This is a genomic window from Mycobacterium sp. ABE4_509 (assembly GCF_056160785.1).
The window spans coordinates 1-24,186 of sequence record NZ_JBSWXU010000079.1; the positions used below are offsets into that span (position 1 = coordinate 1).

Annotated in this window: 23 protein-coding genes, 2 tRNA genes and 1 pseudogene; 10 read left to right on the forward strand and 16 right to left on the reverse strand. The window is 67.0% G+C overall.

The window, feature by feature from the left end:
• A pseudogene (locus ACXAID_RS17060) lies at positions 1 to 242 on the reverse strand (NAD(P)H nitroreductase); the annotation flags it as partial.
• A gap of 219 nt (positions 243 to 461) precedes the next feature.
• On the opposite strand from ACXAID_RS17060, the gene ACXAID_RS17065 reads away from it, so the two are divergent.
• Positions 462 to 1,769 (forward strand): lipase family protein, encoded by a 1,308-nt coding sequence (locus ACXAID_RS17065; RefSeq protein ID WP_475023391.1) that lies wholly within the window; start codon positions 462 to 464, stop codon positions 1,767 to 1,769.
• 62 nt (positions 1,770 to 1,831) lie between these two features.
• Here ACXAID_RS17065 and ACXAID_RS17070 read toward each other — a convergent pair.
• From ACXAID_RS17070 to dnaA, 11 genes are all read right to left on the reverse strand, one after another.
• A tRNA-Ala gene (locus ACXAID_RS17070) sits at positions 1,832 to 1,904 on the reverse strand.
• A 9-nt stretch (positions 1,905 to 1,913) separates the two neighbouring features.
• Complete coding sequence (locus ACXAID_RS17075) at positions 1,914 to 2,039, reverse strand: hypothetical protein (protein WP_475023392.1); 126 nt, start codon at positions 2,037 to 2,039, stop codon at positions 1,914 to 1,916.
• An 18-nt stretch (positions 2,040 to 2,057) separates the two neighbouring features.
• A tRNA-Ile gene (locus ACXAID_RS17080) sits at positions 2,058 to 2,131 on the reverse strand.
• A 71-nt stretch (positions 2,132 to 2,202) separates the two neighbouring features.
• On the reverse strand, positions 2,203 to 3,081 hold the full coding sequence (locus ACXAID_RS17085; RefSeq protein ID WP_475023393.1) for a DUF3566 domain-containing protein: 879 nt from the start codon (positions 3,079 to 3,081) through the stop codon (positions 2,203 to 2,205).
• 17 nt (positions 3,082 to 3,098) lie between these two features.
• Positions 3,099 to 5,609 carry a DNA gyrase subunit A gene (gyrA, locus tag ACXAID_RS17090; protein ID WP_475023394.1) on the reverse strand — a complete coding sequence of 837 codons (2,511 nt, stop codon included), beginning with the start codon at positions 5,607 to 5,609 and terminating at the stop codon, positions 3,099 to 3,101.
• 44 nt (positions 5,610 to 5,653) lie between these two features.
• Positions 5,654 to 7,681, reverse strand: a complete 2,028-nt coding sequence (gene gyrB, locus ACXAID_RS17095) for a DNA topoisomerase (ATP-hydrolyzing) subunit B (RefSeq protein ID WP_475023395.1) — start codon at positions 7,679 to 7,681, stop codon at positions 5,654 to 5,656.
• A gap of 229 nt (positions 7,682 to 7,910) precedes the next feature.
• Complete coding sequence (locus tag ACXAID_RS17100; RefSeq protein WP_475023396.1) at positions 7,911 to 8,486, reverse strand: DUF721 family protein; 576 nt, start codon at positions 8,484 to 8,486, stop codon at positions 7,911 to 7,913.
• The gene (gene recF, locus ACXAID_RS17105; protein ID WP_475023397.1) at positions 8,486 to 9,643 is read right to left on the reverse strand and encodes a DNA replication/repair protein RecF; all 1,158 of its coding nucleotides are present in this window, start codon (positions 9,641 to 9,643) and stop codon (positions 8,486 to 8,488) included. The genes ACXAID_RS17100 and recF overlap by 1 nt, the downstream gene beginning before the upstream one ends.
• Positions 9,644 to 9,668: 25 nt before the next feature.
• Positions 9,669 to 10,562, reverse strand: coding sequence for a phosphogluconate dehydrogenase (NAD(+)-dependent, decarboxylating) (gnd, locus tag ACXAID_RS17110; RefSeq protein ID WP_475023398.1), 894 nt, complete (start codon positions 10,560 to 10,562; stop codon positions 9,669 to 9,671).
• A gap of 31 nt (positions 10,563 to 10,593) precedes the next feature.
• Positions 10,594 to 11,793: a DNA polymerase III subunit beta gene (dnaN, locus tag ACXAID_RS17115; RefSeq protein WP_475023399.1), complete on the reverse strand. Its 1,200-nt coding sequence runs from the start codon at positions 11,791 to 11,793 to the stop codon at positions 10,594 to 10,596.
• Positions 11,794 to 12,385: 592 nt separating this feature from the next.
• Positions 12,386 to 13,921: a chromosomal replication initiator protein DnaA gene (gene dnaA, locus ACXAID_RS17120; RefSeq protein ID WP_475023400.1), complete on the reverse strand. Its 1,536-nt coding sequence runs from the start codon at positions 13,919 to 13,921 to the stop codon at positions 12,386 to 12,388.
• A gap of 618 nt (positions 13,922 to 14,539) precedes the next feature.
• Here dnaA and rpmH point away from each other — a divergent pair.
• The 9 genes from rpmH to ACXAID_RS17165 all read left to right on the forward strand — a co-directional run bounded on the left by rpmH (position 14,540) and on the right by ACXAID_RS17165 (position 20,820).
• Positions 14,540 to 14,683, forward strand: a complete 144-nt coding sequence (rpmH, locus tag ACXAID_RS17125; RefSeq protein ID WP_014818477.1) for a 50S ribosomal protein L34 — start codon at positions 14,540 to 14,542, stop codon at positions 14,681 to 14,683.
• Positions 14,684 to 14,704: 21 nt separating this feature from the next.
• Positions 14,705 to 15,064: a ribonuclease P protein component gene (gene rnpA / locus ACXAID_RS17130; protein ID WP_475023401.1), complete on the forward strand. Its 360-nt coding sequence runs from the start codon at positions 14,705 to 14,707 to the stop codon at positions 15,062 to 15,064.
• Entirely contained in the window at positions 15,061 to 15,399 is a 339-nt protein-coding gene (gene yidD, locus ACXAID_RS17135) for a membrane protein insertion efficiency factor YidD (protein ID WP_475023402.1), read from the forward strand. Before rnpA ends, yidD begins: the two co-directional genes overlap by 4 nt.
• Positions 15,341 to 16,528, forward strand: coding sequence for a membrane protein insertase YidC (gene yidC, locus ACXAID_RS17140; protein ID WP_475023403.1), 1,188 nt, complete (start codon positions 15,341 to 15,343; stop codon positions 16,526 to 16,528). The genes yidD and yidC overlap by 59 nt, the downstream gene beginning before the upstream one ends.
• Before the next feature lie 34 nt (positions 16,529 to 16,562).
• Entirely contained in the window at positions 16,563 to 17,126 is a 564-nt protein-coding gene (locus tag ACXAID_RS17145; protein WP_475023404.1) for a Jag family protein, read from the forward strand.
• A 59-nt stretch (positions 17,127 to 17,185) separates the two neighbouring features.
• On the forward strand, positions 17,186 to 17,869 hold the full coding sequence (rsmG, locus tag ACXAID_RS17150) for a 16S rRNA (guanine(527)-N(7))-methyltransferase RsmG (protein WP_475023405.1): 684 nt from the start codon (positions 17,186 to 17,188) through the stop codon (positions 17,867 to 17,869).
• Positions 17,869 to 18,804: a ParA family protein gene (locus ACXAID_RS17155; protein WP_475023406.1), complete on the forward strand. Its 936-nt coding sequence runs from the start codon at positions 17,869 to 17,871 to the stop codon at positions 18,802 to 18,804. The genes rsmG and ACXAID_RS17155 overlap by 1 nt, the downstream gene beginning before the upstream one ends.
• Before the next feature lie 43 nt (positions 18,805 to 18,847).
• A complete protein-coding gene (locus ACXAID_RS17160) occupies positions 18,848 to 19,855 on the forward strand; it encodes a ParB/RepB/Spo0J family partition protein (protein ID WP_475023407.1) in 1,008 nt (335 codons plus the stop codon).
• A gap of 218 nt (positions 19,856 to 20,073) precedes the next feature.
• The gene (locus tag ACXAID_RS17165) at positions 20,074 to 20,820 is read left to right on the forward strand and encodes an acetyltransferase (RefSeq protein ID WP_475023408.1); all 747 of its coding nucleotides are present in this window, start codon (positions 20,074 to 20,076) and stop codon (positions 20,818 to 20,820) included.
• Between the two features lie 29 nt (positions 20,821 to 20,849).
• On the opposite strand, the gene ACXAID_RS17170 is transcribed toward ACXAID_RS17165, so the two are convergent.
• The 4 genes from ACXAID_RS17170 to ACXAID_RS17185 form a co-directional block, all read right to left on the reverse strand.
• Positions 20,850 to 22,037, reverse strand: a complete 1,188-nt coding sequence (locus ACXAID_RS17170; RefSeq protein WP_475023409.1) for an N-acetylmuramoyl-L-alanine amidase — start codon at positions 22,035 to 22,037, stop codon at positions 20,850 to 20,852.
• 84 nt (positions 22,038 to 22,121) lie between these two features.
• Complete coding sequence (gene trxA / locus ACXAID_RS17175) at positions 22,122 to 22,463, reverse strand: thioredoxin (protein WP_475023410.1); 342 nt, start codon at positions 22,461 to 22,463, stop codon at positions 22,122 to 22,124.
• A complete protein-coding gene (trxB, locus tag ACXAID_RS17180; RefSeq protein ID WP_475023411.1) occupies positions 22,460 to 23,461 on the reverse strand; it encodes a thioredoxin-disulfide reductase in 1,002 nt (333 codons plus the stop codon). The genes trxA and trxB overlap by 4 nt, the downstream gene beginning before the upstream one ends.
• A gap of 88 nt (positions 23,462 to 23,549) precedes the next feature.
• Positions 23,550 to 24,186 (reverse strand): hypothetical protein (locus ACXAID_RS17185; RefSeq protein ID WP_475023412.1); only part of this gene is annotated, 637 nt, incomplete at its 5' end.

Consider the following 24,186-nt stretch of genomic DNA (forward strand, 5'->3'; position numbering starts at 1 on the left):
GCGGTGGCCCAGCCGGCCCCCGCCGCCGCGACGCGCAGGTGGTCCAGCGCGGCGCCGCAGCTGATCAGCGTCTCGCGGCCGGTGCGGTCGGTGTCGACGAGCCGGTCCGGGTCGATGAACAGGTGGAGCCGGCCGCGCTCGAGCTCCCAGCGCCACGGCTGGCAGTTGTGAAAAGACGGCGCCCGGCAGGCCAGCTGGACGACGGCGTCGATCGTCTCTGCAGGCACCGGTGCGGTGGGCACGATCGACCTCCCTGTGAGCGTCCGACAGCCCGTGGCCACCGGTCGGCGACGGGCGTAGGCGTGATGACGGCGTCAGCCACGGTATCGCGCGCTGCGCGGGGCCCGGTGGACGGTGGGCTCGGGCCGCCCGGATCACGCCCTTCGACGTTACAGTCCGATCTCCGAGTGATGCGTGATGAATCCGTAGTCATTCGGCGACCCGTTTGTTACTGTCCGGTAGTGATCCGGGCTGGGGCGCTGTCTGTCATCCTTTCCGCTTCCATTGTCATCGGTTGTCTCTCAACTGGTTTGGCGCGCGCAGATGACTGGTATCCGTTCTACAACGAGGACGAGTACACCGCTTTCTACACCCCACCGAATCCGTTGCCGGACGTCGCGCCCGGCGATCTGGTTCGCAGTGAGCCGTCGAGGCTGGTCCTCGAGCCCTCCGGTCAACTCGGAGCCATCCAGGCTTCCGGGACGCGGATCATGTATCGCAGCACCGACGCCCACGGCAAACCGAACGTGGTGACCGGAACCTACTTCGAGCCGTTCGCGCCCTGGCCCGGTCAGGGGCCCCGACCGCTGATCGTCTACGGCCCGGGCACCCAGGGGCAAGGCGATCAGTGCGCGCCGTCGCGGCAGTTCAACCAGGGCATCCACTGGTCGCCCTACCTGGACATCATGCTGAACTACGAGATGGGATTCGTCGAGACCCTGGTCCGTCGCGGGTTCGCCATCGTCATGACCGACTACGAGGGCCTGGGCACCATCGGCGTGACGCACACCTACGTCAACCGCCTGTCTCAGGGACAGGCCATGCTCGACGCGGCGCGGGCAGCTCGGCACCTGCCGGACACATCGCTGGTTCCCGGCGGCCCAGTGGCGTTCTGGGGATACTCGCAGGGCGGCGGCGCGGCGGCCTCGGCTGCCGAGCTGGCGCCCGCCTACGCCCCCGAACTCGACATCGTGGGCACCTACGCCGGCGCCCCACCTGCCGACCTCGCCGCGTTGTTGCCCTACGCCGACGGGAGCGCGCTGGTCGGGGTCATCGGCTACGCGCTGAACAGCGTCATGCAGTCCTACCCGGAAGCCGAGCCGCGGATCCGGGCGCTGCTGACGCCGCGCGGCCAGGACTTCGTCGCCAAGACCAAGGACCAGTGCGTCGGGGAGTCGGTGGTGAAGTTCATGTTCCGGCACCTGCAGCCGTACTTCAATCATCCGATTCAAGAGTTGTTGGCAGATCCGCAGTTCCGGGGTTTGCTCGATCTGCAGAAGCTCGGCACCCTCAAGCCCAATGCGCCCGTACTGATCAACAGCAACCGGTTCGACCCACTGGTGCCCTACGTGCCCGCCGTCCAACTCGGCCGGGACTGGTGCGCCAAAGGCAGCGACATCGAGTTCCGCACCAACGAAGGCCCGCCGATATTCAACAAGCTCGTCATCAACCACGCGCTGCCGATGGTGGTCGACGGGGAGCCGGCGATGCAGTGGATCGCCGATCGATTCAACGGGTTGCCGACGACACCGAACTGCGGAGGGTTCTAGGCGAGAGGCGGCAGAGAGCACAGCACGCCGGGCGGCATGGTCTGCGGGCTGTCGTGTTCTTGTGGAGCCTAGGAGATTCGAACTCCTGACATCTGCCTTGCAAAGGCAGCGCTCTACCAACTGAGCTAAGGCCCCTGATGGTGATCAGGAAGGCACATCGGCCCGGCGGTCCGGCAGGCTGTGCCACACCTCAGGCCCATGCTGGGTCCGCCACACGATCGCCCCGGCCAGCGCTGCGGCGATCGCCGCGAACACCAGCACCTGCTTCATCGGATGGGAACCTTTCCGTGGGGCTAGGAGGACTCGAACCTCCGACCTCTTCGTTATCAGCGAAGCGCTCTAACCGCCTGAGCTATAGCCCCGTGAACCACACGGGCCGAGCGACGAGATTACCGTACGGTGCGGCAGTCTCCCAAACTCGATGCCCGCCCGGTCAATCGCGATCGGCGAGGGTGACCTCGACACCGCCGACCAGGTCGGTGGTCAGGTTGTAGATGAAGGCCCCGATGGTGGCCGCCGCGCTCAGCAGCACGATGTTGACCAGCCCGATCAGCGCCGCACCGCCGAAGATGGTGCCACTGGACACCAACTCCCCGCCGGACGCACCGCTGGCGCTGGTCAGCAGGTCACCGACGTTGCTGTTCAGCTTGGTCCACACACCCATACCGCCGAGCACCAGGTACAGGAACGCCACCGCGATCATCCACACGAAGAACAGCGCCACCGACAGCAGCAGCGACACCTTCAGCGTGCTCCACGGATCGATCCGCCGGATCTGCATGCTGGCCCGTACCGGACCGGTGTGCTGACGGGTCGACACCTGCACGGCCTTCGCCGGCTGCTGCGGTCGGCTCGGCTGCTCGCCCTGCGGGCGTTCGGCGGCGGGTTTGCGCTGCTGGGGAGGCCGCGGCGGCCCGGACAGGTCCGGCAGCTCACTGGCGTACTTGGCGTTCTCCGGCCGGGCACCCTGATCGGGCCGGGCGCCCTGCTCCGGCCGGCCACCCTGCTCGGGCCGCACGACGTCGGTGCGCTCGTTGCGGCCGGGCGGAGTGGGCTCGGGGGTCGAACCGCCGGAGATGAACCGGTTCAGCCGGGCGTCGAGACCCTGCTGACCACTGCTTCGGCCGCCCTCGGCCGATTGCCCCTCCGGCTGCTGCTGACGGGCCCGGGCGCCCCGCTGCCACGGCGGCACATCGCCGTGATCGGCGACGTTCGCCGGCGCCGACCCCGACTGCCCGGTACCGCCATGCGTCGCGGAGCCCCCCGACGAACCTGCGTCATGAGCAGAACCCGGCTCATTGGGTGAGCTCACCTACGACTCCTCACTGGTCAGTCGCTCCCGGGATCGGTGTTGACCTCGTCTGTACTGTCACCGGCTTCGGCGTTTCGGGCGATCGCGATAAGTGTGTCGCCCTCGCCCAGGTTCATCAAGCGAACGCCCTTGGTCTGGCGCCCCGCCTTGCGGACCTGTCGCGCGCCCGTCCGGATGACCCCACCACCGGAGGTGATGGCGTAGAGCTCGGTGTCATCGTCGACGATCAACGCTCCGACCAGAGTGCCACGTCGGCGGTCGAACTGGATGGTCAGGACACCCTTTCCACCTCGGCCCTGCACCGGATACTCCTCGATCGCGGTCCGCTTGGCGTACCCGCCCGACGTCGCCACCAGCAGATATGTGTCGGCGCGCACCACGTTGAGCGACAACAACGCGTCATCGGTGTTGAACCTCATGCCCTGCACACCGGAGGTGGCCCGGCCCATCGGACGCAGCACCTCGTCGGTCGCCGAGAACCGGATCGACTGGCCCTTCGCCGAGACCAGCAGCAGATCGTCGTCGGAGGCACACAGCACCGCGCCCACCAGCTCGTCACCGTCGCGCAGGTTCACCGCGACGATCCCGCCGGAGCGGTTCGAGTCGAAGTCGACCAGCCGCGACTTCTTCACCAGACCGTTGCGGGTCGCCAGCACCAGGTACGACGCATCCTCGTAGTTCTTGATCTGGATGACCTGGGCGATGCGTTCCTCGGGCTGGAAGGCCAACAGGTTCGCGACGTGCTGGCCCCGGGCCGTGCGCGAAGCCTCCGGCAGGTCGTAGGCCTTGGCCCGGTACACCCGGCCCTGCGTGGTGAAGAACAGGATCCAGTCGTGGGTGGAGCAGACGAAGAAGTGGTTGACGATGTCGTCCTGCTTGAGGCCGGCACCCTGCACCCCCTTGCCGCCCCGCTTCTGGCTGCGGTACAGGTCGGTCTTGGTGCGTTTGGCGTAGCCCGTCTCGGTGATCGTGACCACGACGTCCTCGCGGGCGATCAGATCCTCGTCGGCCACCTCACCGTCGGCGGCCACGATGCGGGTGCGCCGGGCGTCGCCGTGCTTGTCGACGATCTCGGCGAGCTCGTCGTGCACGATGGCGCGCTGGCGTTCCGGCTTGGCCAGGATGTCCTCGAGGTCGGCGATCTCGGCCTCGATCTTGGCCAGATCGTCGATGATGCGCTGGCGCTCCAGGGCGGCGAGGCGCCGCAACTGCATGTCCAGGATGGCCTGCGCCTGGATCTCGTCGACGTCGAGCAGCTCCATCAGGCCGGTCCGGGCGACGTCGGCGCTTTCCGAGGCCCGGATCAACGCGATCACCTCGTCGAGCGCGTCGAGCGCCTTGACCAGACCGCGCAGGATGTGGGCCCGTTCGTTGGCCTTGCGCAACCGGTAGGTGGTGCGCCGCACGATCACGTCGAGCTGATGGTTGACGTAGTGCCGGATCAGCTGATCGAGGCGCAGTGTGCGCGGCACACCGTCGACGATCGCGAGCATGTTCGCGCCGAAGCTGGTCTGCAGCTGGGTGTGCTTGTAGAGGTTGTTCAGCACCACCTTGGCCACCGCGTCGCGCTTGATCTCGACGACGATGCGCAGCCCAACCCGGTCGCTGGACTGATCCTCGATGTTGGAGATGCCGCCCAGCTTGCCGTCGCGGACCTGCTCGGCGATCGAGGTGATGAAGTTGTCGTGGTTGACCTGATAGGGCAACTCGGTGATCACCAGTGAGGTGCGCCCGCGGGAGTCCTCCTCGATCTCGACCACACCGCGCATCCGCACCGAACCGCGACCGGTGGTGTAGGTGTCGGTGATCCCCTGGGTGCCCACGATCAGACCGTGGGTGGGGAAGTCGGGCCCCTTGACCCGTTCACACACCGCGGCCAGCGTGGCTTCCTCGTCTGCCTCGTGGTTCTCCAGGCACCAGTACACCGCCTCGGCGAGCTCCCCGAGGTTGTGCGGCGGGATGTTGGTGGCCATCCCGACCGCGATGCCGCCCGACCCGTTGGCCAGCAGGTTCGGGAAACGGCTCGGCAGAACCGTGGGCTCCTGCACCCTGCCGTCGTAGTTCGGTACGAAATCGACTGTTTCCTCGTCGATTTCGCGCAGCATGTCCATCGCCAACGGCGTCAGCCGCGCTTCGGTGTAGCGCATGGCAGCTGGTGGATCGTTGCCCGGCGAACCGAAGTTGCCCTGTCCGTCGACCAGCGGGTAGCGCATCGACCACGGCTGGGCCATCCGGACCAGGGTGTCGTAGATCGACGCGTCGCCGTGCGGATGGTAGTTGCCCATCGTTTCGGCAACCGAGCGTGCGGATTTCGCGTGGCTGCGATCGGGCCGGAACCCGGAGTCGAACATCGCGTAGAGGACCCGGCGGTGCACCGGCTTGAGCCCGTCCCGCACCTCGGGCAGGGCGCGGCCGACGATGACGCTCATCGCGTAATCGATGTAGCTGCGCTGCATCTCCTGCTGGATGTCGACAGGTTCGATGCGGTCGCCGGCTTCGTCGCCTGGTGGCAGCGTCGTATCAGTCATGTGTGGTCAGCCTCGATTGGTCGTATCGAATCGTCGATAGATTTCTAAACATCAAGAAAGCGAACGTCTTTGGCGTTACGCGTGATGAAACTGCGCCGGGCTTCCACGTCCTCGCCCATCAGGATCGAGAACAGTTCGTCGGCGGCCGCCGCGTCATCGAGGGTGACCTGGCGCAGCACCCGCACCGAGGGATCCATCGTGGTCTCCCACAGCTCCTTGGCGTCCATCTCGCCCAGACCCTTGTAGCGCTGGATGCCGTCGTCGACGTTGATCTTCTTGCCCGCCTTGCGACCGGCCTCGAGCAGCCCGTCGCGCTCACGGTCGGAGTAGGCGAACTCGGGTTCACTGCGCTGCCACTTCAACTTGTACAGCGGCGGCTGCGCCAGGAAGATGTGACCGTTCTCCACAAGCGGTTTCATGAAGCGGAACAGCAGCGTCAACAGCAGCGTCGAGATGTGCTGGCCGTCGACGTCGGCGTCGGCCATCAGCACGATCTTGTGGTAGCGCAGCTTGGTGATGTCGAACTCGTCGTGGATGCCGGTGCCCAGTGCGGTGATGATCGCCTGGACCTCGGTGTTCTTCAGCACACGGTCGATACGCGCCTTCTCGACGTTGATGATCTTGCCGCGCAACGGCAGGATCGCCTGGAACATCGAGTCGCGGCCGCTCTTGGCCGAACCCCCGGCCGAGTCACCCTCGACGACATACAGCTCGGACTTGCGCGGATCGGTGGAGCGGCAGTCGGCGAGCTTTCCGGGCAGGCCACCGATGTCGGTCGCGCTCTTGCGGCGCACCAACTCCCGGGCCTTGCGCGCCGCCAACCGGGCTTGAGCCGACGACACCGCCTTGTTGACAACAGTTTTGGCTTCCGCCGGGTTCGCCTCAAACCAGTGGCTGAGCTGCTCGTTGCAGATCCGCTGCACGAACGACTTGACCTCGGTGTTGCCCAGCTTGGTCTTCGTTTGACCTTCGAACTGTGGCTGCGACACCTTCACCGAGATCACCGCGGCCAGGCCTTCCCGGATGTCGTCGCCGGTCAGGTTCGGATCTTTGTCCTTGAGCAGCTTCTTGTCTTTGGCGTACTTGTTGACCACCGAGGTCAGGGCCGTGCGGAAGCCCTCCTCATGCGTGCCGCCCTCATGGGTGTTGATGGTGTTGGCGAAGGTGTGCACCGACTCCGAATAGCCGGCGTTCCACTGCATCGCGACCTCGACCTCGTGACCGTCACCCTTGCCGTCGAAGTCGATGACGCTGGGCTGGATCGGGGTCTTGGTGCGGTTGATGTGCTTGACGAAATCGGTCAGCCCGCCGGGGTAGTGGAACACCCGGTGCTTGACCTTTTGCGGGCCGGCGGACTCGGCGGCCTTCTCCTCGGCCGACTTCGGCGCTTCGGCGGTGCCGCTGACGACCTCTTCGACGACCTCTTCGGCGGCCACCCGCTCATCGGTCAGCTCGATGGTCAGCCCCTTGTTGAGGAAGGCCATCTCCTGCAGCCGGCGCGAGATCGTCTCGAAGTCGTAGTTGGTCGTCTCGAAGACATCCGGATCGGCCCAGAACCGGATCGTCGTACCGGTCTTCTTGGTCTTCTCGCCCTGCTTGAGCGTCCCGGGCACCGACCTGTCGTAGGTCTGGAACCACTCGTAGCCATCGGTGAGGATGTCGGCCTCGAGCCGGGTGGACAGGGCGTTGACCACCGACACACCGACACCGTGCAGACCACCGGAGACCTGGTAGGCACCCTCCTCGAACTTGCCACCGGCATGCAGCACGGTCATCACCACGTCGACGGTCGGGATGCCGGTCGAATGCATGCCCACCGGAATCCCGCGGCCGTCATCGGTGACCTGGACGCCGCCGTCCTCGAGAATGCGGACGTCGACGCGGCTGGCGAAACCGGCCATCGCCTCGTCCACGGCGTTGTCGACCACCTCCCAGATAAGGTGGTGCAGGCCGCGCTCCCCGGTCGAGCCGATGTACATGCCCGGGCGTTTGCGTACGGCCTCGAGGCCTTCGAGGACCTTGATCGAGTCGGCGCCGTACTGGCTCGGAGCATTCTTCTTCTGGGCAGCCACGTTGGACGCGTCTCCTTGGTGTTTCGCAGGGGGTACCTGCTGAGCGGTCGACACCGCTCGCGGGTCTCCGGACAGTCTACCGTTCCCGACCGTCAAGACCGATTCTGTGGCGGCGTTTCTATAGTCCTGATCGCGACGTGCGCGGAATTTCTCGAATCGAGATAGGTCTTGACGCCGTGGAAACTGCCCCGCAGCGTTCTGGTGGCTCTGAGCCAATCCGCGGCAGCGGTCAGCCGTAGGTGTCCCGGGGGCCCCGGCCGCGCACGCTGTAGCGGCCCTTCTGCCAGGACGGACCCACCGGACCCATGATCTTCAGCGAGCTCACCACACCGTCTCCAACCGCAGCCGCGATCTTGGCGAGCAGCTGGGATTGCACCATCCGCAACTGGGTGGCCCACGCCGTCGACTCGGCCGAGACGGTCAGCACACCGTCGTGCAGCGAGGTGGGGGAGGCGTGCTCGGCGATCTGTTCGCCGACGACCGCGCGCCACCGGCCGAACACCGCGCCCTGAGCCACCCGGTTCGACCAGCCGCGGCTGCGCGCCAGGTCGTGGGTCGCCGAGCCGAACAACTGCGGATCGCGTCCGTCCGGGCCCGGTCCCGACCAGCGGCGCCGGCCACCGCCGGCGATCCGGCGCGGCGGTGGAGTGTGCCGGCCGCGCCCGACATTCTTACCCTGTTGTCTGGCGATGCCGCGCGCCTCTTCCAGCGTCCGCCGCACCAGATCCATCCCGGCCATGTTCGCCAGGTGCACCGGCGGTTCCGGTGACGAGTCCTGCGGCGCTTCCTCACGCTCGTCCGACATCACCGCACCTCCGATATCCGGCCCGTGTCACCCTCACGCATGCTGATCTCGACCCGTCTGGCATCCCAATCAGCCGGGACGTCGTCGTGCACCGCCGCGGTGACGAGCACCTGCTCGGCCGAAGCCGCCACCTGGGCGAGCGCCTGCCGGCGCGCGGTGTCCAGCTCGGCGAACACGTCGTCGAGCAACAGCACCGGGTCACTGCCCTCGGCACGCAACAACTCGTAGGCCGCCAGCCGCAGCGCCAGCGCCATCGACCAGGACTCCCCGTGACTGGCGAATCCCTTGGCGACCTGGTCGCCGAGCCGCAGTTCGAGATCGTCTCGGTGCGGCCCGACCAGACACACACCACGTTCCAACTCGGCGTCACGGCGCCGGCTCAGCTCATCGAGCAGGACGGCCTCGAAGACCTCAACATCGGTGTTCCCGGCGGCTGCCTCGGCTTCCACGGCCTCGACGCGGCTTCGGTAACGCACCGACGCGGGCCGCGAGGACGGGGCCAGCAGCTGGTAGGCCTTCTCCACCTCGGGACCGAGCTCGTTCACCAGATCCACACGGGCGGCGATCAATTGGGCACCGTGGCCGGCGAGATGCCCGTCCCACACATCGAGGGTGTCCAGCACGCTCTGGTCACCGCGATACCGGGCGCCGGCCGCGGTCTTGAGCAGTGCGGTGCGCTGGCGCACCACCTTGTCGTAGTCCGCACGGACACCCCCGATACGCGGACGCCGGGTGGTGGCCAACTCATCGAGATAGCGACGACGCTCGGCGGGGTCCCCGCGCACCAGGGCCAGATCCTCCGGCGCGAACAACACCGCGCGCAGCACGCCGAGAATCTCGCGAGCCGACCGCACCGGGGAGCGGTTCAATCTGGCCTTGTTCGCCCGCCCGGACGTGATGTCGAGGTCGACCGCCAGTTCCCGGCCCTCGTTGACGACGATGGTCGAGACCACCGCGCGGTCGGTGCCCGCCCGGATCAACGGTGCGTCACCGGCCACCCGATGTGAACTCAGCGTCGCCGAATACCACAGGGCTTCAATGAGATTCGTCTTTCCGAAGCCGTTCGGACCGACGAACACGGTCCGCCCGGGTGCGAGTTCGAGCTCAGCTCGCGGCCATGACCGAAAGTCGGTCAGAGCGAGGTGACGAACATGCACCGGGAGTCTCGATCAGCAGCTGCGCTCAGCCGGACTCACTGATCCGGTGCACGGCATGGCCGCCGAACTGGTTACGCAGAGCGGCGACCGCCTTCATCGTCGGCGAATCCTCCTGGCGGGACAGGAACCGGGCGAACAACGACGCCGCGATTCCCGGTACCGGAACCCGCAGTCGGATCGCCTCCTCGACGGTCCACCGCCCTTCACCGGAATCCTCTGTGTAGCCGGTGATCTCGTCCAGGTTCGGGTCCTCCTTGAGGGCCTTGGCGAGCAGCTGCTGCAGCCAGGAGCGCACCACGGTGCCATTCGACCAGGCCTGATAGACCGCCTGCGGATTCTTGACCATGTCCTCGGCCGCCAGCATCTCGTACCCCTCCGCGTAGGCGGTCATCAGGGCGTACTCGACACCGTTGTGCACCATCTTGGCGAAATGACCCGCCCCGACCGGCCCGACGTGGACGAACCCGTCCTCCCGCGGACCGGGTGGACGCAGCGTGTCGAAGATCGGCATCGCCCTCTCCACGTCGGTGTCCGAACCACCCACCATCAGTCCGTAACCCTCGGTCAGGCCCCATACGCCGCCGGACACACCGGCATCGACGAACGCAATTCCCTTGTTGGCCAACAGTTGTGCATGCGGCTCATCGGCGGTGTACCGGGAATTGCCACCATCGATGACCAGATCGCCCTTGCCCAGAACCCCGGCCAGGCTCACGATCGTTTCATCGGTCACGGTCCCGGACGGCACCATCACCCACACCACCCTCGGGGTGGGCAACTTCTCGGCCAGCTCGGCCAGGGATGCGACATCGGAGACCTCGGGCCGCGGGTCGTAGCCGATCACCTCGTGACCGCCGTCGCGCAACCGCGCGCGCATGTTGAAACCCATCTTGCCCAGGCCGACGAGACCCAGCTGCATGTCAACGCCCCTTCTCGTGCGATCAGGCCGGTCAGCCGGGTAGCCGAACCGGCATCAACAGATAGACATAGTCGGTCTGCGCCGCCGGAAAAGGACCGCTGCCGGCAGCGCCATCCTCATCATCGCCCGCCGGACGCAACACCGCTGGGCGACTCGGGGTGGTGAAACCGAATGTCACCCGATCGGCGTGCAGTGAGCCCAGGCCATCGGTCAGATACGCCGGGTTGAAAGCAATGGTCAGCGGATCCCCGGCGAACTGAACCGGCAGATCCTCCTCGGCACGGCCGACATCGTCGGCGCCGGCCGACAGGCGCAACACATCGTCGGCGAACTCCATCCGGACCTGGGCTCCGCGGTCGGCGACCAGCGCGACACGTTTGATCGCCTCGGTGAGCTCGGCGACGCCGATGGTGGCGATGGCGGTGTGTTCGCTCGGCAACAACTGGCGGAACTTCGGGAACTCGGCGTCGAGCAGACGCGTCGTGCTGCGCTTGCCGTCACTGCGGATTCCCAGCAGCCCTTCCTTGCCGACCGAGGGGCCCGACCCGAGCGACAGATGCACCTCGGTGCCATCGGTGCCGGCCTTGGCCGCTTCGGCCAGTGTCTTGGCCGGGACCAACACCGCGGCCTCCACGCCGGCGGAATCGGTGGACCAGGTCAGTTCCCGCACCGCCAGCCGGAACCGGTCGGTGGCGGCCAAAACCACTTTCTCGCCGGAGATCTCGACCCGGATGCCGGTCAGCATCGGAAGCGTGTCGTCGCGGCCCGCGGCGACCGCGACCTGCCCGATCGCCTCGCCGAACAAGTCGGCCGAAACCACACCCGTCTCCTCGGGCAGGGTCGGCAGGGTCGGATAGTCCTCGACCGCCATCGTGGGCAGGGAGAACCGGGCGCTTCCGCAGCTCAGAGCCACCCTGGTTCCCTCGACGCTGACGTCGACAGGCTTGGCCGGCAGCGATCGCACGATGTCGGAGAGCAACCGTCCTGACACCAAAACACTTCCAGGAGAAGCGATTTCAGCAGGAATTTGGACCTCGGCGGAAACCTCGTAGTCGAATCCGGAGATCGTCAGCCCCTCATCGGAGCCGGTCAGCAGCACCCCGGCCAGCACCGGCACCGTGGGCCGCGACGGCAGGTTGCGGGCCACCCAGGCGACGGCGTCGGCGAAGTCCTCGCGGGCCAGTCGAAACTTCAAATCCGTGAGACCAGCCGTTGTCGTCGCCACGTTCATAGCGTCCCTTCGATGCACACCCCGATAAAAGCGTCAATCAGCGGTTTTCCACGGCCGGCGCACCTCGCGCCCGGGGCGCGGGCGGTGCGTCGACCGCAACGGCCGTCGATGAACCACCGTAGAGCTTCCAGCCCCAACTTGAAAGCTAAACGATCGGGCCGACAACGCCGGCGCGCGGCGCTGCGGCGGGCCTGTGACGTCGAGGTTTCCCCAGCCGACTTCTTCTAAGAGAAATTGCTGGAGAGATATGAGTATCAGTAATAGGGGTTGTGAATTCTGGGGACAGACCCATGTCGGTGCTGGCCAGCGCCGTCGGATGGCTGTGAGTCTGGTGTGCATATCCTGGGCGCGCCTGGGCACGGCCTGGGGATGACGATCCGGTTGTGGACCGCGGTGGTGGGGGATCCGAGGGTTGACCTCAGGTAGTGCACACGGCGGTGCACAGGAAATCTTGTGACTCGTGAGACGGCGGGGGCGGAAGTTTTTTCGAGGTTTTCCGTTCGTTCGGCCCCGGGATCGCCGCAGACGGGCATGACAAGACTCCGCCGGGTGTCGCGGCGAGCGATCCGGCGGTGGGGGTGGGAGTCCGGGCTCAGCGCTTGGCGCGCTGGCGGATGCGGGTGGTGAGTTCCTTGACGTGATCGAAGACCTCACGGCGCTCGGCCATTTCGGCCCGGATCTTCTTCTCGGCGTACATCACCGTGGTGTGATCGCGGCCGAAGGCCTGGCCGATCTTGGGCAGCGAGAGGTCGGTGAGTTCGCGGCACAGATACATCGCGATCTGCCTGGACTGGGCCAGCGCCCGGGTCTTGCCGGGCCCGCGGAGCTCGTCGACGCTGGTTTCGAAGTACTCGGCGGTGGCTGCCATGATGGCCGCGGTGCTGATCTGCATGGTGGCCGGATCGGAGATGAGGTCGCGCAGGACGATCTCGGCCAGCGCTTTGTCGATCGGGGTCTTGTTCAGCGACGCGAAGGCCGTGACCCGGATGAGTGCGCCCTCGAGTTCGCGGATGTTGCGTTCGATGCGGCTGGCGATCAGTTCGAGCACGTCGCCGGGCACGTCGAGACGATCCATCTGAGCCTTCTTGCGCAGGATGGCGATTCGGGTCTCGAGTTCGGGGGGCTGGACGTCGGTGATCAGGCCCCACTCGAACCGGGTGCGCAACCTGTCCTCGAGGGTGGCCAGCTGTTTGGGCGGCCGGTCGGACGAGATCACGATCTGCTTGTTCGCGTTGTGCAGGGTGTTGAAGGTGTGGAAGAACTCTTCCTGGATGCCGTCCTTGCCCTCGATGAACTGGATGTCGTCGACGAGCAGGACATCGATGTCGCGGTAGGTGCGTTTGAACGAGGCCCGGCGGTCATCGCGCAGCGAGTTGATGAAGTCGTTGGTGAATTCCTCGGTGGAGACGTACTTGACCCGCATCCCGGGGAACAGCCGCTGGGCGTAGTTGCCGGCTGCGTGCAGCAGGTGCGTCTTGCCCAGCCCGGACTCTCCCCAGATGAACAGCGGGTTGTAGGCGCGCGCCGGTGCCTCGGCGATGGCCAGTGACGCGGCGTGCGCGAAGCGGTTGGACGCTCCGATGACGAAGGTGTCGAAGGTGTAGCGCCGGTTCAGGGTGACACCGGTGGCGTCATCGCTGGCCGAGATGGCGGCGCGGTTGGCGAAGTAGGACGGCCAGTGCTCTTCGGCGCTGACGCGGGCGGCCAGATCATCGTCGACGTCGTCGTCGGATCCGGCCGTTCCGTCGGGCGAGGCCGCGCCGTCGTCGGGTGAGGTGTCGGAGTCGAGGGCGTCGAGCGTCGGGCCGGATCGGCCGTTGTGCTCGTCGCCGGCTTGGTCGGCGGGCGGATCGGCGATGCGGACCCCGAGTTCCACGCGCTGGCCGAGCTGACGACTCAGCGCCGCCACGATGGGTTCGCGAAGGTGGCGTTCGATCTCGTTCTGGACGAACGGGGTGGGCACCGAGAGCAGGGCGAAGCCCTCGGTGATGACGAGCGGTTGGACGAGTTTGAGCCAGGCGCGCTGCTGGGGGGTCAGGACTGCGCCGTCGGCCCCGTCGTGACCGTTGAGTTCGGTGACGACGTTGTTCCAGATGGTGACGAACGGGGGATCGGGGTCAGCGCTCACAGACACGTACCCCCTCGCGGCCGACCTGGGGTCGACCTGACGAACGAGGACGGACTGTCCACAAAGTTATCCACAGTCTGTGGAGAGAGGACGTTCGTCTTCGTTGTGTTGTCTACCGGCGAAGACGCCACGGGCCGGAGCGCGTCACGATGCTGCATTCAGTGGGCTCGCGGAGCGGGCGTCCTCGCTTCGTTGTCGTGCGCCGACCCACGGTGGAATCGGCATTGCCAGAAGCTAACAGTTTTCTCTCCGGGTGCCAACAGTTCTACAACATTGCCGGGGGTCGGGATCCGGATCCATTCGGCCACTGGCTCAATCGTTCCAGAAGAACGTGACGGGAGGTGTGGATGTGATGGCGGTGACAGTGAATTTCACTACCTGACCGGGCCCGGGCCGGGGCTTCGGCCCCTCTGCGCAGGTTTGACCCAGCGAATTGTCGTCAGTACCCTCGAACAGTCGCCCGCAAGTGGCGATACGGCTGCGACCCGGCGGCATCGGGGACCGCGCCGGCAAGTTTGTGAAACCGACGAGCTTACCAACGGCCGTCCACGTCACGTCCGGCATGACCGATCATGCCGGGGCAGGCGTGGCGGCCAGACGCAACAAGGAGTGACTGCCGTGGCCAAGGGCAAGCGGACCTTCCAACCCAACAACCGTCGTCGTGCACGGGTGCATGGGTTCCGGCTGCGGATGCGCACGCGCGCGGGCCGCGCCATCGTCTCGGACCGGCGCCGCAAGGGCCGTCGCTCGCTGACTGCGTGATCCGATCCAAGGTCTGACGCGGTGCTTCCGGCTCGGTACCGGATGACGCGGTCGGCCGAGTTCGGTGCCACAGTGAGTCAGGGGACACGGGCTGCTCAGCCCGACCTCATCGTGTACGCGCTGCGTTCTGACGAAACCGGTGACCCCGGACCGAGGATCGGCCTGGTCGTCTCCAAAGCAGTGGGCAATGCGGTGCAACGCCATCGCGTGTCCCGGCAACTGCGTCATGTGGCGCGCGCGGTGCTCGACGATCTCGAACCGGCGGACCGCTTGGTGATCCGCGCGCTGCCCCGCAGCCGCCACGCGCTGTCGGGCCGTTTGGAGCAGGAGCTGCGGACTGCGCTGGAGCGCACCCGGCTGCGGTCCGGAGCGGCCCAGTGACGAGGCGGTCGATCCCGGTGCGGGCCCTGATCTCTGTGATCGAGCTGTATCGGCACACCATCTCGCCGCTTCGCCTGCCGACCTGTCGGTTCACCCCCACTTGTAGTCAGTACGCCGTGGACGCGCTGTCCGAGTACGGAGCGCTGCGGGGTGGCTGGCTGGCCGTGGTTCGGCTGCTCAAGTGCGGGCCGTGGCACCACGGGGGCTGGGATCCGATTCCGGATCGCACCTCCGACCGCGAATGTCCCAGCGACCCGGCCGCCCCGTGCGGATGCGATGTCGCCGACCACCGGGCCAGCCCGGACCAGCAACGGAAGAGTCAGCCGCGTGTTTAATTTCTTCAGTCTCGACATCATCTATTACCCGGTGTCGGCGATCATGTTGTTCTGGTACAAGGTGTTCGCCTTCGTACTCGGGCCGACCAACTTCTTCGCCTGGGCGCTGTCGGTGATGTTCCTGGTCTTCACGCTGAGGGCGATTCTCTACAAGCCCTTCGTCCGCCAGATCCGCACCACCCGGCAGATGCAGGAACTGCAGCCCCAGATCAAGGCCCTGCAGAAGAAGTACGGCAAGGACCGCCAGCGCATGGCGCTGGAGATGCAGAAGTTGCAGCGCGAACACGGGTTCAACCCGATCCTCGGCTGCCTGCCGATGCTGGCGCAGATCCCGGTGTTCCTGGGTCTGTATCACGTGTTGCGCTCCTTCAACCGCACCGGCGGCATCGGGTTCGGCCATCTGAACCTGACGGTCGAGGAAAACGCCCAACTGCCGAACTACTTCTTCAGCGCCGAGGACGTGCGCCACTTCCTGGACGCGAACCTGTTCGGCGCCCCGCTGGGTGCCTACATGACCCAGACCGCCGGCCTGGAGGCGTTCACCGAATTCAGCCGCGCCGCGGTGATCGGGGTGGGCGTGCCCATCATGATCGCGGCGGGCATCGCGACGTACTTCAACAGCCGTGCCTCGGTGGCGCGGCAGAGTGCGGAAGCCGCAGCCAACCCGCAGACCGCGCTGATGAACAAGCTGGCGCTGTACGTGTTCCCGTTGGGCGTGGTCGTCGGCGGCCCGTTCCTGCCGCTGGCCATCATCCTGTACTGGTTCGCCAACAACATCTGGACCTTCGGTCAGCAGCACTACGTGTTCGGCAAGATCGAGAAGGAAGAAGAGCTCAAGAAGCAGGAAGCGATCGAGCGCCGGGCTGCCAACGCGCCGGCTCCGGGAGCCAAGCCGGGCCGCAAGAAGCGGACCGAGGCAGGCTCCGCTGCCGATGCCAAAGACGCGACGGACCCCGAGGCCGATCCCGAGGCCGATGTGGGTGGCGACGACACGCAGACCGAGCCGCCGAGCCGGGCGAAGTCGAAGGCCTCGAACAACGGTTCCGGCGCAGCCGGACCCGCCAGTCGGAACGGAGCGGTGAACCGTACCCCGAAACCCGGCGCCCGCCCGAAGAAACGGAAGCGTTGATCCGCGAGCGCGCGCGAACAAGAAAGAGGTAGGCATGACCAAGTTCGAAACCGCAGAGACCGCCGAGGCCGCTGTGGACAGCACCGAGGACGACCAGAACGACGACGGCGGTGCGACGGGTAACGGGGGAGCGATGGAAGACAGGCTCGTTGCCGAGGGTGAGATCGCCGGCGACTATCTCGAAGAGCTGTTGGATCTGCTCGACTTCGACGGAGACATCGATCTCGACGTCGAGGGTGACCGAGCGGTGGTGAGTATCGACGGCGGAAGTGACCTCACGAAGCTGGTCGGCCGCAAGGGCGAGGTGCTCGACGCGCTGCAGGAACTGACTCGGTTGGCGGTGCACCAGAAGACTGGCGAGCGCAGCCGCCTGATGCTCGACATCGCACAGTGGCGCCAGCGCCGGCGCGACGAGCTGGCGGCGTTGGGGGACAAGGTGGCGCACCGGGTCCTCGAGACCGGTGAGCGCGAGGAGTTGGCGCCGATGACGCCGTTCGAGCGCAAGATCGTCCATGACGCGGTCGCCGCGGTGTCGGGGGTGCACAGTGAGAGCGAGGGCGTGGAGCCGTCGCGCCGCGTCGTCGTTCTCGTCGACTGAGGCCAGAGTTACATCGATGTAGTTCGTCGTTCCGCGCGCACGGTCGGAGGATGTTTCACGTGAAACATACGGAGGTGCCACCCCCACCCGCCGCGGTCGATTCGGTCTTCGGCACGGCCGCGCCGGCGGCTGTTCGCTACGCCGAGATCCTTGCCGGAGCCGGCGTGGAGCGGGGCCTGCTCGGCCCCCGGGAGGTCGGCCGGTTGTGGGATCGGCACATCCTCAACAGCGCAGTGATCGAGGCACTCGTCGAATCCGGCGAGCGGGTCGGGGACATCGGTAGTGGCGCGGGGCTGCCCGGGATACCGTTGGCTCTGGCCCGACCCGACATTCACGTGACGCTCATCGAACCGCTACTGCGCCGGAGCGACTTCCTGCGCGAGGTGATCGACGAACTGCAGATCGACTGCACGGTGATCCGGGGGCGGGCGGAGGACCGGGCGGTTCGTGACGAGGTGGGGGAACTGGATGTCGTGGTGTCGCGCGCGGTGGCGGCGTTGGACAAGTTGACTCGGTGGAGTGCGCCGCTGTTGCGGGCCGGGGGAAGGATGCTGGCGATCAAGGGAGAGCGGGCCGACGACGAGGTGCGTGAGCACCGGCGGTCGCTCACGGCGCTGGGCCTGACCGATGTGAAGGTGGAGAGATGTGGCGCGCAATACGTGGACCCGCCCGCAACCGTGGTCGTAGGGTTCCGGAATATGCCGCGGAGCAAGCAGGCGACGTCGGGAAGGAGACCCGGGTGATGTCGGTCCCCGGAGAGTCGGAAGCGATGCCCACCGATGTTTCACGTGAAACGTGGGACAGTCACGACGTGGACACCCCGATTGGCGCCGAGGCCGAGCGCGCGGTCCGGATGATGCACGCAGCGCAGGGGCAGCTGCCCCGACCCGCTCGCCAACGTGTGTTCACGATCGCCAACCAGAAGGGCGGCGTGGGCAAGACCACGACCGCGGTCAACATCGCCTCGGCGTTGGCTCTGCAGGGGATGCGCGTCCTCGTCATCGACCTCGATCCGCAGGGCAATGCCAGCACGGCGCTGGGTATCGAACACCGCCCCGGCACCCCGTCGTCTTACGAGGTCTTGATCGGGGAGATCTCGGTCCAGGACGCGCTGCAGCCGAGCCCGCACAGCGAGCGGTTGTTCTGCATTCCGGCAACCATCGATCTGGCCGGCGCGGAGATCGAGTTGGTCAGCATGGTGGCCCGGGAGGGCCGGCTGCGAACCGCGCTCGCGGAGCTCGAGCAGCATGACTTCGACTACGTCTTCATCGACTGTCCGCCGTCGCTGGGTCTGCTGACCATCAACGCCTTGGTCGCCGCACCGGAGGTGCTGATCCCCATCCAATGTGAGTACTACGCGCTGGAGGGCGTGGGTCAGTTGCTGCGCAACATCGAGATGGTCAAGGCGCATCTGAATCCGGCGCTGGACGTCACCACGGTGGTGCTCACCATGTACGACGGCCGGACCAAGCTCGCCGATCAGGTCGCGATGGACGTCCGGGCGCACTTCGGCGACAAGGTCCTGCAGACGGTCATCCCGCGCAGCGTGAAGGTCTCCGAAGCGCCGGGCTACGGAATGACGATCCTCGACTACGACCCCGGCTCCCGGGGCGCGATGAGCTACCTGGACGCCAGCCGCGAGCTGGCAACCCGCGGTGTGGGAGATCAGCCGCAATGAGCCGGGCCGGTGCTCGGGTGAGCGTGACGAGAAGAGGTATGCGATGAACAATCCAGCGGCACGCAAGCGCAGCGGTCTGGGCCGTGGTTTGGCCTCCCTCATTCCGACCGGCCCGGCCGACGACGGTGATCCGTCCACCTTCGGACCGCGAATGGGGTCGGCCGCCGCCGACGTCGTGCTCGGTGGTCCGAGCCCGGCAGCACCGCCCGAGGAGGCCAACCCGGCCGGGGCCGTGTACCGCGAGATCGATCCGGCGCAGATCGAGCCGAACCCGCGTCAGCCCCGCCAGTCCTTCGACGAGGAGGCGCTGGCCGAGCTGGTCCATTCGATCCGTGAGTTCGGCCTGATGCAGCCGATCGTCGTGCGCGCCGTCCCGGCGCCCGACGATGCGCCGGCCGCGCCGCGCTATCAACTGGTGATGGGGGAGCGGCGGTGGCGTGCGGCCCAGGAGGCCGGCATCGCCACCATCCCGGCGATCGTGCGGGAGACCACCGACGACAGCATGCTGCGCGACGCGCTGCTGGAGAACATCCACCGGGTGCAGCTGAATCCGTTGGAAGAGGCCGCCGCCTATCAGCAACTGCTCGACGAGTTCGAGGTCACCCACGATGAACTGGCCGCGCGGATCGGCCGGTCGCGCCCGCTGATCACCAACATGATCCGCCTGCTGCGGCTGCCGATCGCGGTGCAGCGCCGAGTGGCGGCGGGCGTCCTGTCGGCAGGGCATGCGCGGGCGCTGCTGTCGTTGGAGGGCGGGCCGGAGGTCCAGGAGGAGCTCGCGGCGCGGATCGTTGCCGAGGGTCTGTCGGTCCGGGCGACGGAGGAGGCGGTGACGCTCGCCAATCGTGAGGGCAATACGGCGCCGCCGGCCCCCCGCCGCAAGCCGATCCAGATGCCGGGGCTCCAGGATGTCGCCGAACAACTCTCATCGGCGTTCGATACCCGGGTCACCGTGAGCCTGGGCAAGCGCAAAGGCAAGATCGTCGTGGAATTCGGCTCGGTGGACGATCTGCAGCGCATTGTCGAGCTGATGAACTCGTCCAACCGGTGACCGACCACCCACGGGAATTACGTCACTGTGACACAGGACGGCCGCAGCGCGGCAGTTCCGCAGCCTTCGTCGGCAAAACTCTTGCAGCCCAAACGAATTCAGCAGATGAGCGCGCAGCGCGGGGAAATCCAGGGCACGGCGGGCTGGGGGTGGACCCGCCTTCTATCCTGTAGAGGCAGCCGACCACACCGGTGCGGCGACCGAGACCCAGGAGTGTAGTGGCCGCTCGTATCACGCCTCTTCGGCTCGAAGCATTCGAGCAGTTGCCCAAGCACGCGCGGCGCTGTGTGTACTGGGAGGTCGACCCGGTGACATTGGGCGGTGAATCCCAGCTCTCGGATCCCGAGTTCGAGAAGGAAGCGTGGCTGTCGATGGTCATGCTGGAGTGGGGGTCATGCGGTCAGCTGGCGGTGGAGTGCGCGGACGACCTCGCACCGGGAGAGCTCGTCGTCGACACCGGGGACGAACCGTGCCTCGGGTACGTGTTCTACGCCCCGCCGCGCTCGGTCCCGAGGGCAACCCGGTTCCCGACCGGACCGGTCAGCGCGGACGCCGTGTTGCTCACCTCGCTGGGCATCGAAGCCGGCCAGGCCGTACCGGAACTGTCGCGCTCACTGATCTCGGCGGTGGTGGCGGATCTGGTGCGACGGGGCGTGCGCGCGCTCGAGGCGTTCGGGCGCACCGCCGAGGTCGCCACGCTCGCGGAGGGCACCGCGCTGCCCACCGACGTGCAACCGGTGGTGGAGGCCTTAGGTGACTGTTCGGTGGAGCAGTGCGTCCTCGACAGCGACCTGTTGCTCGACGCCGGGTTCGTGGTGGTGTCGCATCACACGTACTTCCCGAGACTGCGACTGGAACTGGAACAGGGTCTGGGCTGGAAGGCCGGGGTCGAGGCAGCCCTGGAACGGTTGTTGCAGAGTGCGCAACTGCAGACGGTCGGTTCCGGGGCCGGTTCCTGCGATTGACCGGCGGGCGAATTCGGCGCGGGCCGGCCTCAGCCGTGCCGGGCCTGCTCGACCGACAGCTCGTGAGCCAGTAGTTCGGCGAAAGTGAATGTGCCGGTGGGTCGGTCGTTCTTGCCCAACAGGTAGAGCCGTTTCACCGCGGCCAGAATGCCCTCGGCGATCGAATCGCGCGAGACGGTCGAAACCAGGGTGGTGCGGTCACCGGGGTTGGTGACGTAGCCGACGTCGACCTGCACGGTGGGCATCCGTGTCAGCCGGAGCAGGTCCCAAGTGCGACCGTGTACGCGACAGTCACGTAAACCGGTGCGCGCCACGACTTCCCGTTGGATGAAGTCGGCCAGGTTACGGCCGATGGTGGATACCGAACCGTGCGAATTGCCGAAGTGGAACGAGGCCACGCCATTGGCAGCCGGGCTGGCCTGAGTCGCACAGCGCAGGCTGATCATCAGATCGGCGCCGACGGTGTTGGCCGTCCCGGCCCGCTCGGCGTCGGTGGGAGTCCCAGCCGCCGGACGGGACAGGAACGTCTCCATGCCGATCGCGGTCATCCGTCCTTCGAGACGAGTCGCCAAGTCCCACAGGATGTCTGCCTCGCTGATCGGACCCGCGGGACCGTTCATGATCAGACCGTGATCGTCGCCACCGCGGCCCGGATCGATGATGATGCGCTTGCCGGACAGCCGCGGGCCCGAGCTGCGCACCAGCTCTTCCTCACGGATCGCGTGCGGGGAACCGCCGGTCACGCGGGAACCGAGGAAGTACAAGGAGCGCAACGTTTCCGGACCACAGATGCCGTCGGGATACAGCCCGTACTCACGCTGGTAGGAGCTCAGGGCGTTGTGTGTCTGCAACCCGAAGTGACCGTCGACCAGCCCGGTGTAGAAACCGAGATCCTGCAGCCGCGCCTGCAATGTGGCCACGTCGTCGCCGTACATCGGTGCGCCGAACTGGTGATTGAGGGTGCGCGCGCCCAGGCGGTAGGACGCCTCCTTGAGCGCGCGGTAGGTCGCCTCGCCGACGATGCCGTCGACCAGCAGGCCACGGTGCTGCTGAAACGCCCGCACGGCGTGGTCGAGTTCACCGTCGAAAACGTCGACGGCGACATGGCGTCCGGTGGTGAGGTCGTCGTCGGGGTTGTCGATCATCCCCAATGCCGCCAGCGCGGCTCTGATCTCGGTGACCGCACCCCCGCGGTCACCGCGACGCAGACTCGACATGATCGCCATTGTCGCAGAATTCCGCGTCAATCCGAAAACGCTGGGCGGGATTTCACCCTTCGCGGGTGAGCCCGCCGGCAAGCGTCAGACCAGATCAGCGATCTCGCGCAGCAGGGCAGCCTTACCTTTGGCGCCGACGATCCGCTTGACCGGTTGACCATCCTTGAACAGGATCATCGTCGGGATCGACACCACCTGGAAGTCGCGGGCGGTGCCCGGATTCTCGTCCACGTCGAGCTTGGCGACGGTCAGAGACCCCGCCTTCTCCGCGGCGATCTCCTCGAGCACCGGAGCGACCATCTTGCACGGCCCGCACCAGGTGGCCCAGAAGTCGACCAGGACCGGCGTCCCGGCGGACAGCACGTCCTCGGAGAATGAATCGTCGGTCACCTCGACCGTGGCGGTCTCCGTACCGGAATCGCTCATTGCTGTGCTCCTATCAGATCGCTGCCGTCGGCGGTGGTGGGTGACGGGGGAGCCGTCGGGGTGTCCTCGTGATCGGCGAGCCAGCGTTCGGCGTCGATGGAGGCCGAGCAGCCCGTCCCGGCGGCGGTGATCGCCTGGCGGTAGGTGTGATCGACCAGGTCACCCGCGGCGAACACACCGTCGACCGAGGTGTAGGTGGTGCGGCCGCGCGTCTTGACGTAGCCCTCGTCGTCGAGGTCGACCTGCCCGCGCACCAACTCCGAGCGCGGGTCGTGACCGATGGCGACGAACACCCCGGTCACGGCGAGTTCGGACTCCGCACCGGAGACGGTGTCGCGCAGCCGGATGCCGGTGACCTTGGAGTCGCCCTCGATCGAGGTCACCGCCGTGTTGGTCAGGATCTTGATCTTGTCGTTGGACTTCGCGCGCTCCAGCATGATCCGGGAGGCGCGGAACTCGTCGCGGCGGTGGATCAACGTCACACTGCGGGCGAAGCGGGTCAGGAAGGTGGCCTCCTCCATCGCGGAGTCACCACCGCCGATGACCGCGATGTCCTGGTCCCGGAAGAAGAAGCCGTCGCAGGTGGCGCAGGTGCTCACCCCCATGCCGAGCAGCGTGTCCTCGCCGGGAACACCCAGGTGCCGGGCCGCCGCACCCATGGCCAGGATGACCGAACGCGCCTGATGGGTCTCGTCGCCGACCGTCACGGTCTTCACCGGCCCGGTCAGGTCGACCGCGTCGACGTCTTCCATGCGCAGGTCGGCGCCGAACCGCAGCGCCTGTTCGCGCATCTGGTCCATCAGTTCGGGGCCGGTGATGCCGTCCTTGAATCCGGGGTAGTTCTCCACCTCGGTGGTGGTCATCAACGCACCGCCGAACTGGGTGCCTTCGAACACCAGCGGGTTGAGCTGGGCGCGCGCGGCGTACACGGCGGCGGTGTAGCCGGCCGGACCGGAACCGATGACGATGACGTCATGGATGGTGGGTGAGGAAGTCATGCGAGCCTTTCTGCCTGCGGCACGGGTTCTAACAACAGGGTATGCCCGGCTGTTCCCGCCGACCTGCCCAGTGCCGGTGTGGATGCGTTCATCCCCGGTCAAGACCAGTTCGGGCGATGAGGGCCGAGTGCGCGGCGCTGCAGGTCGGCTCGACCGCGACCGCGGTGATGCGGTGCGGTTCGCGTGGTCCGTCCGAGGGCAGCAACAGCACCACCGCCGGCCGACCGCCCAGCTCGAAGGCCCGTGCACCGAGTACCTCCTGGTCGGGGGGATGACCCAGACCGGTCAGGCACGAGGCGAGCCGCTGGGCATCGGCCAGCGGCCCCAGGACCGGCTCGGCACCCAGCAGGGCGCGCAACTCGGTCTCGGACAGCGGGAAGTCGCGTTGGCCGGCTGCCGGGGCGGTGATCTGCGATGCGGTGGGCCCGGCCGGAAACACCGGAGCGGGTTCGCGGGCCAATGCCACCGCACCGAGGACGACCGCCGCGGCAGTGGCTACCAGACCGACGACGACGGCGATCCGCTGGTTGCGGGTCAGCGCGGGCCGCACGACGGCGTGACCGGCCCGGGTGGCCGAGCCGTGGCGGGGTGCATCCCGCAGCGCGTCATCGATCCGGGATGTGACGTCGGCAGGCACCTCGGGCGCCGAACCGGCGTCGGCGCCGAGGCGGGCCAGATCAGCCCGCACGGCGTCGAGCCGGGCGAGGATGCGTGCGGCCTCGGGG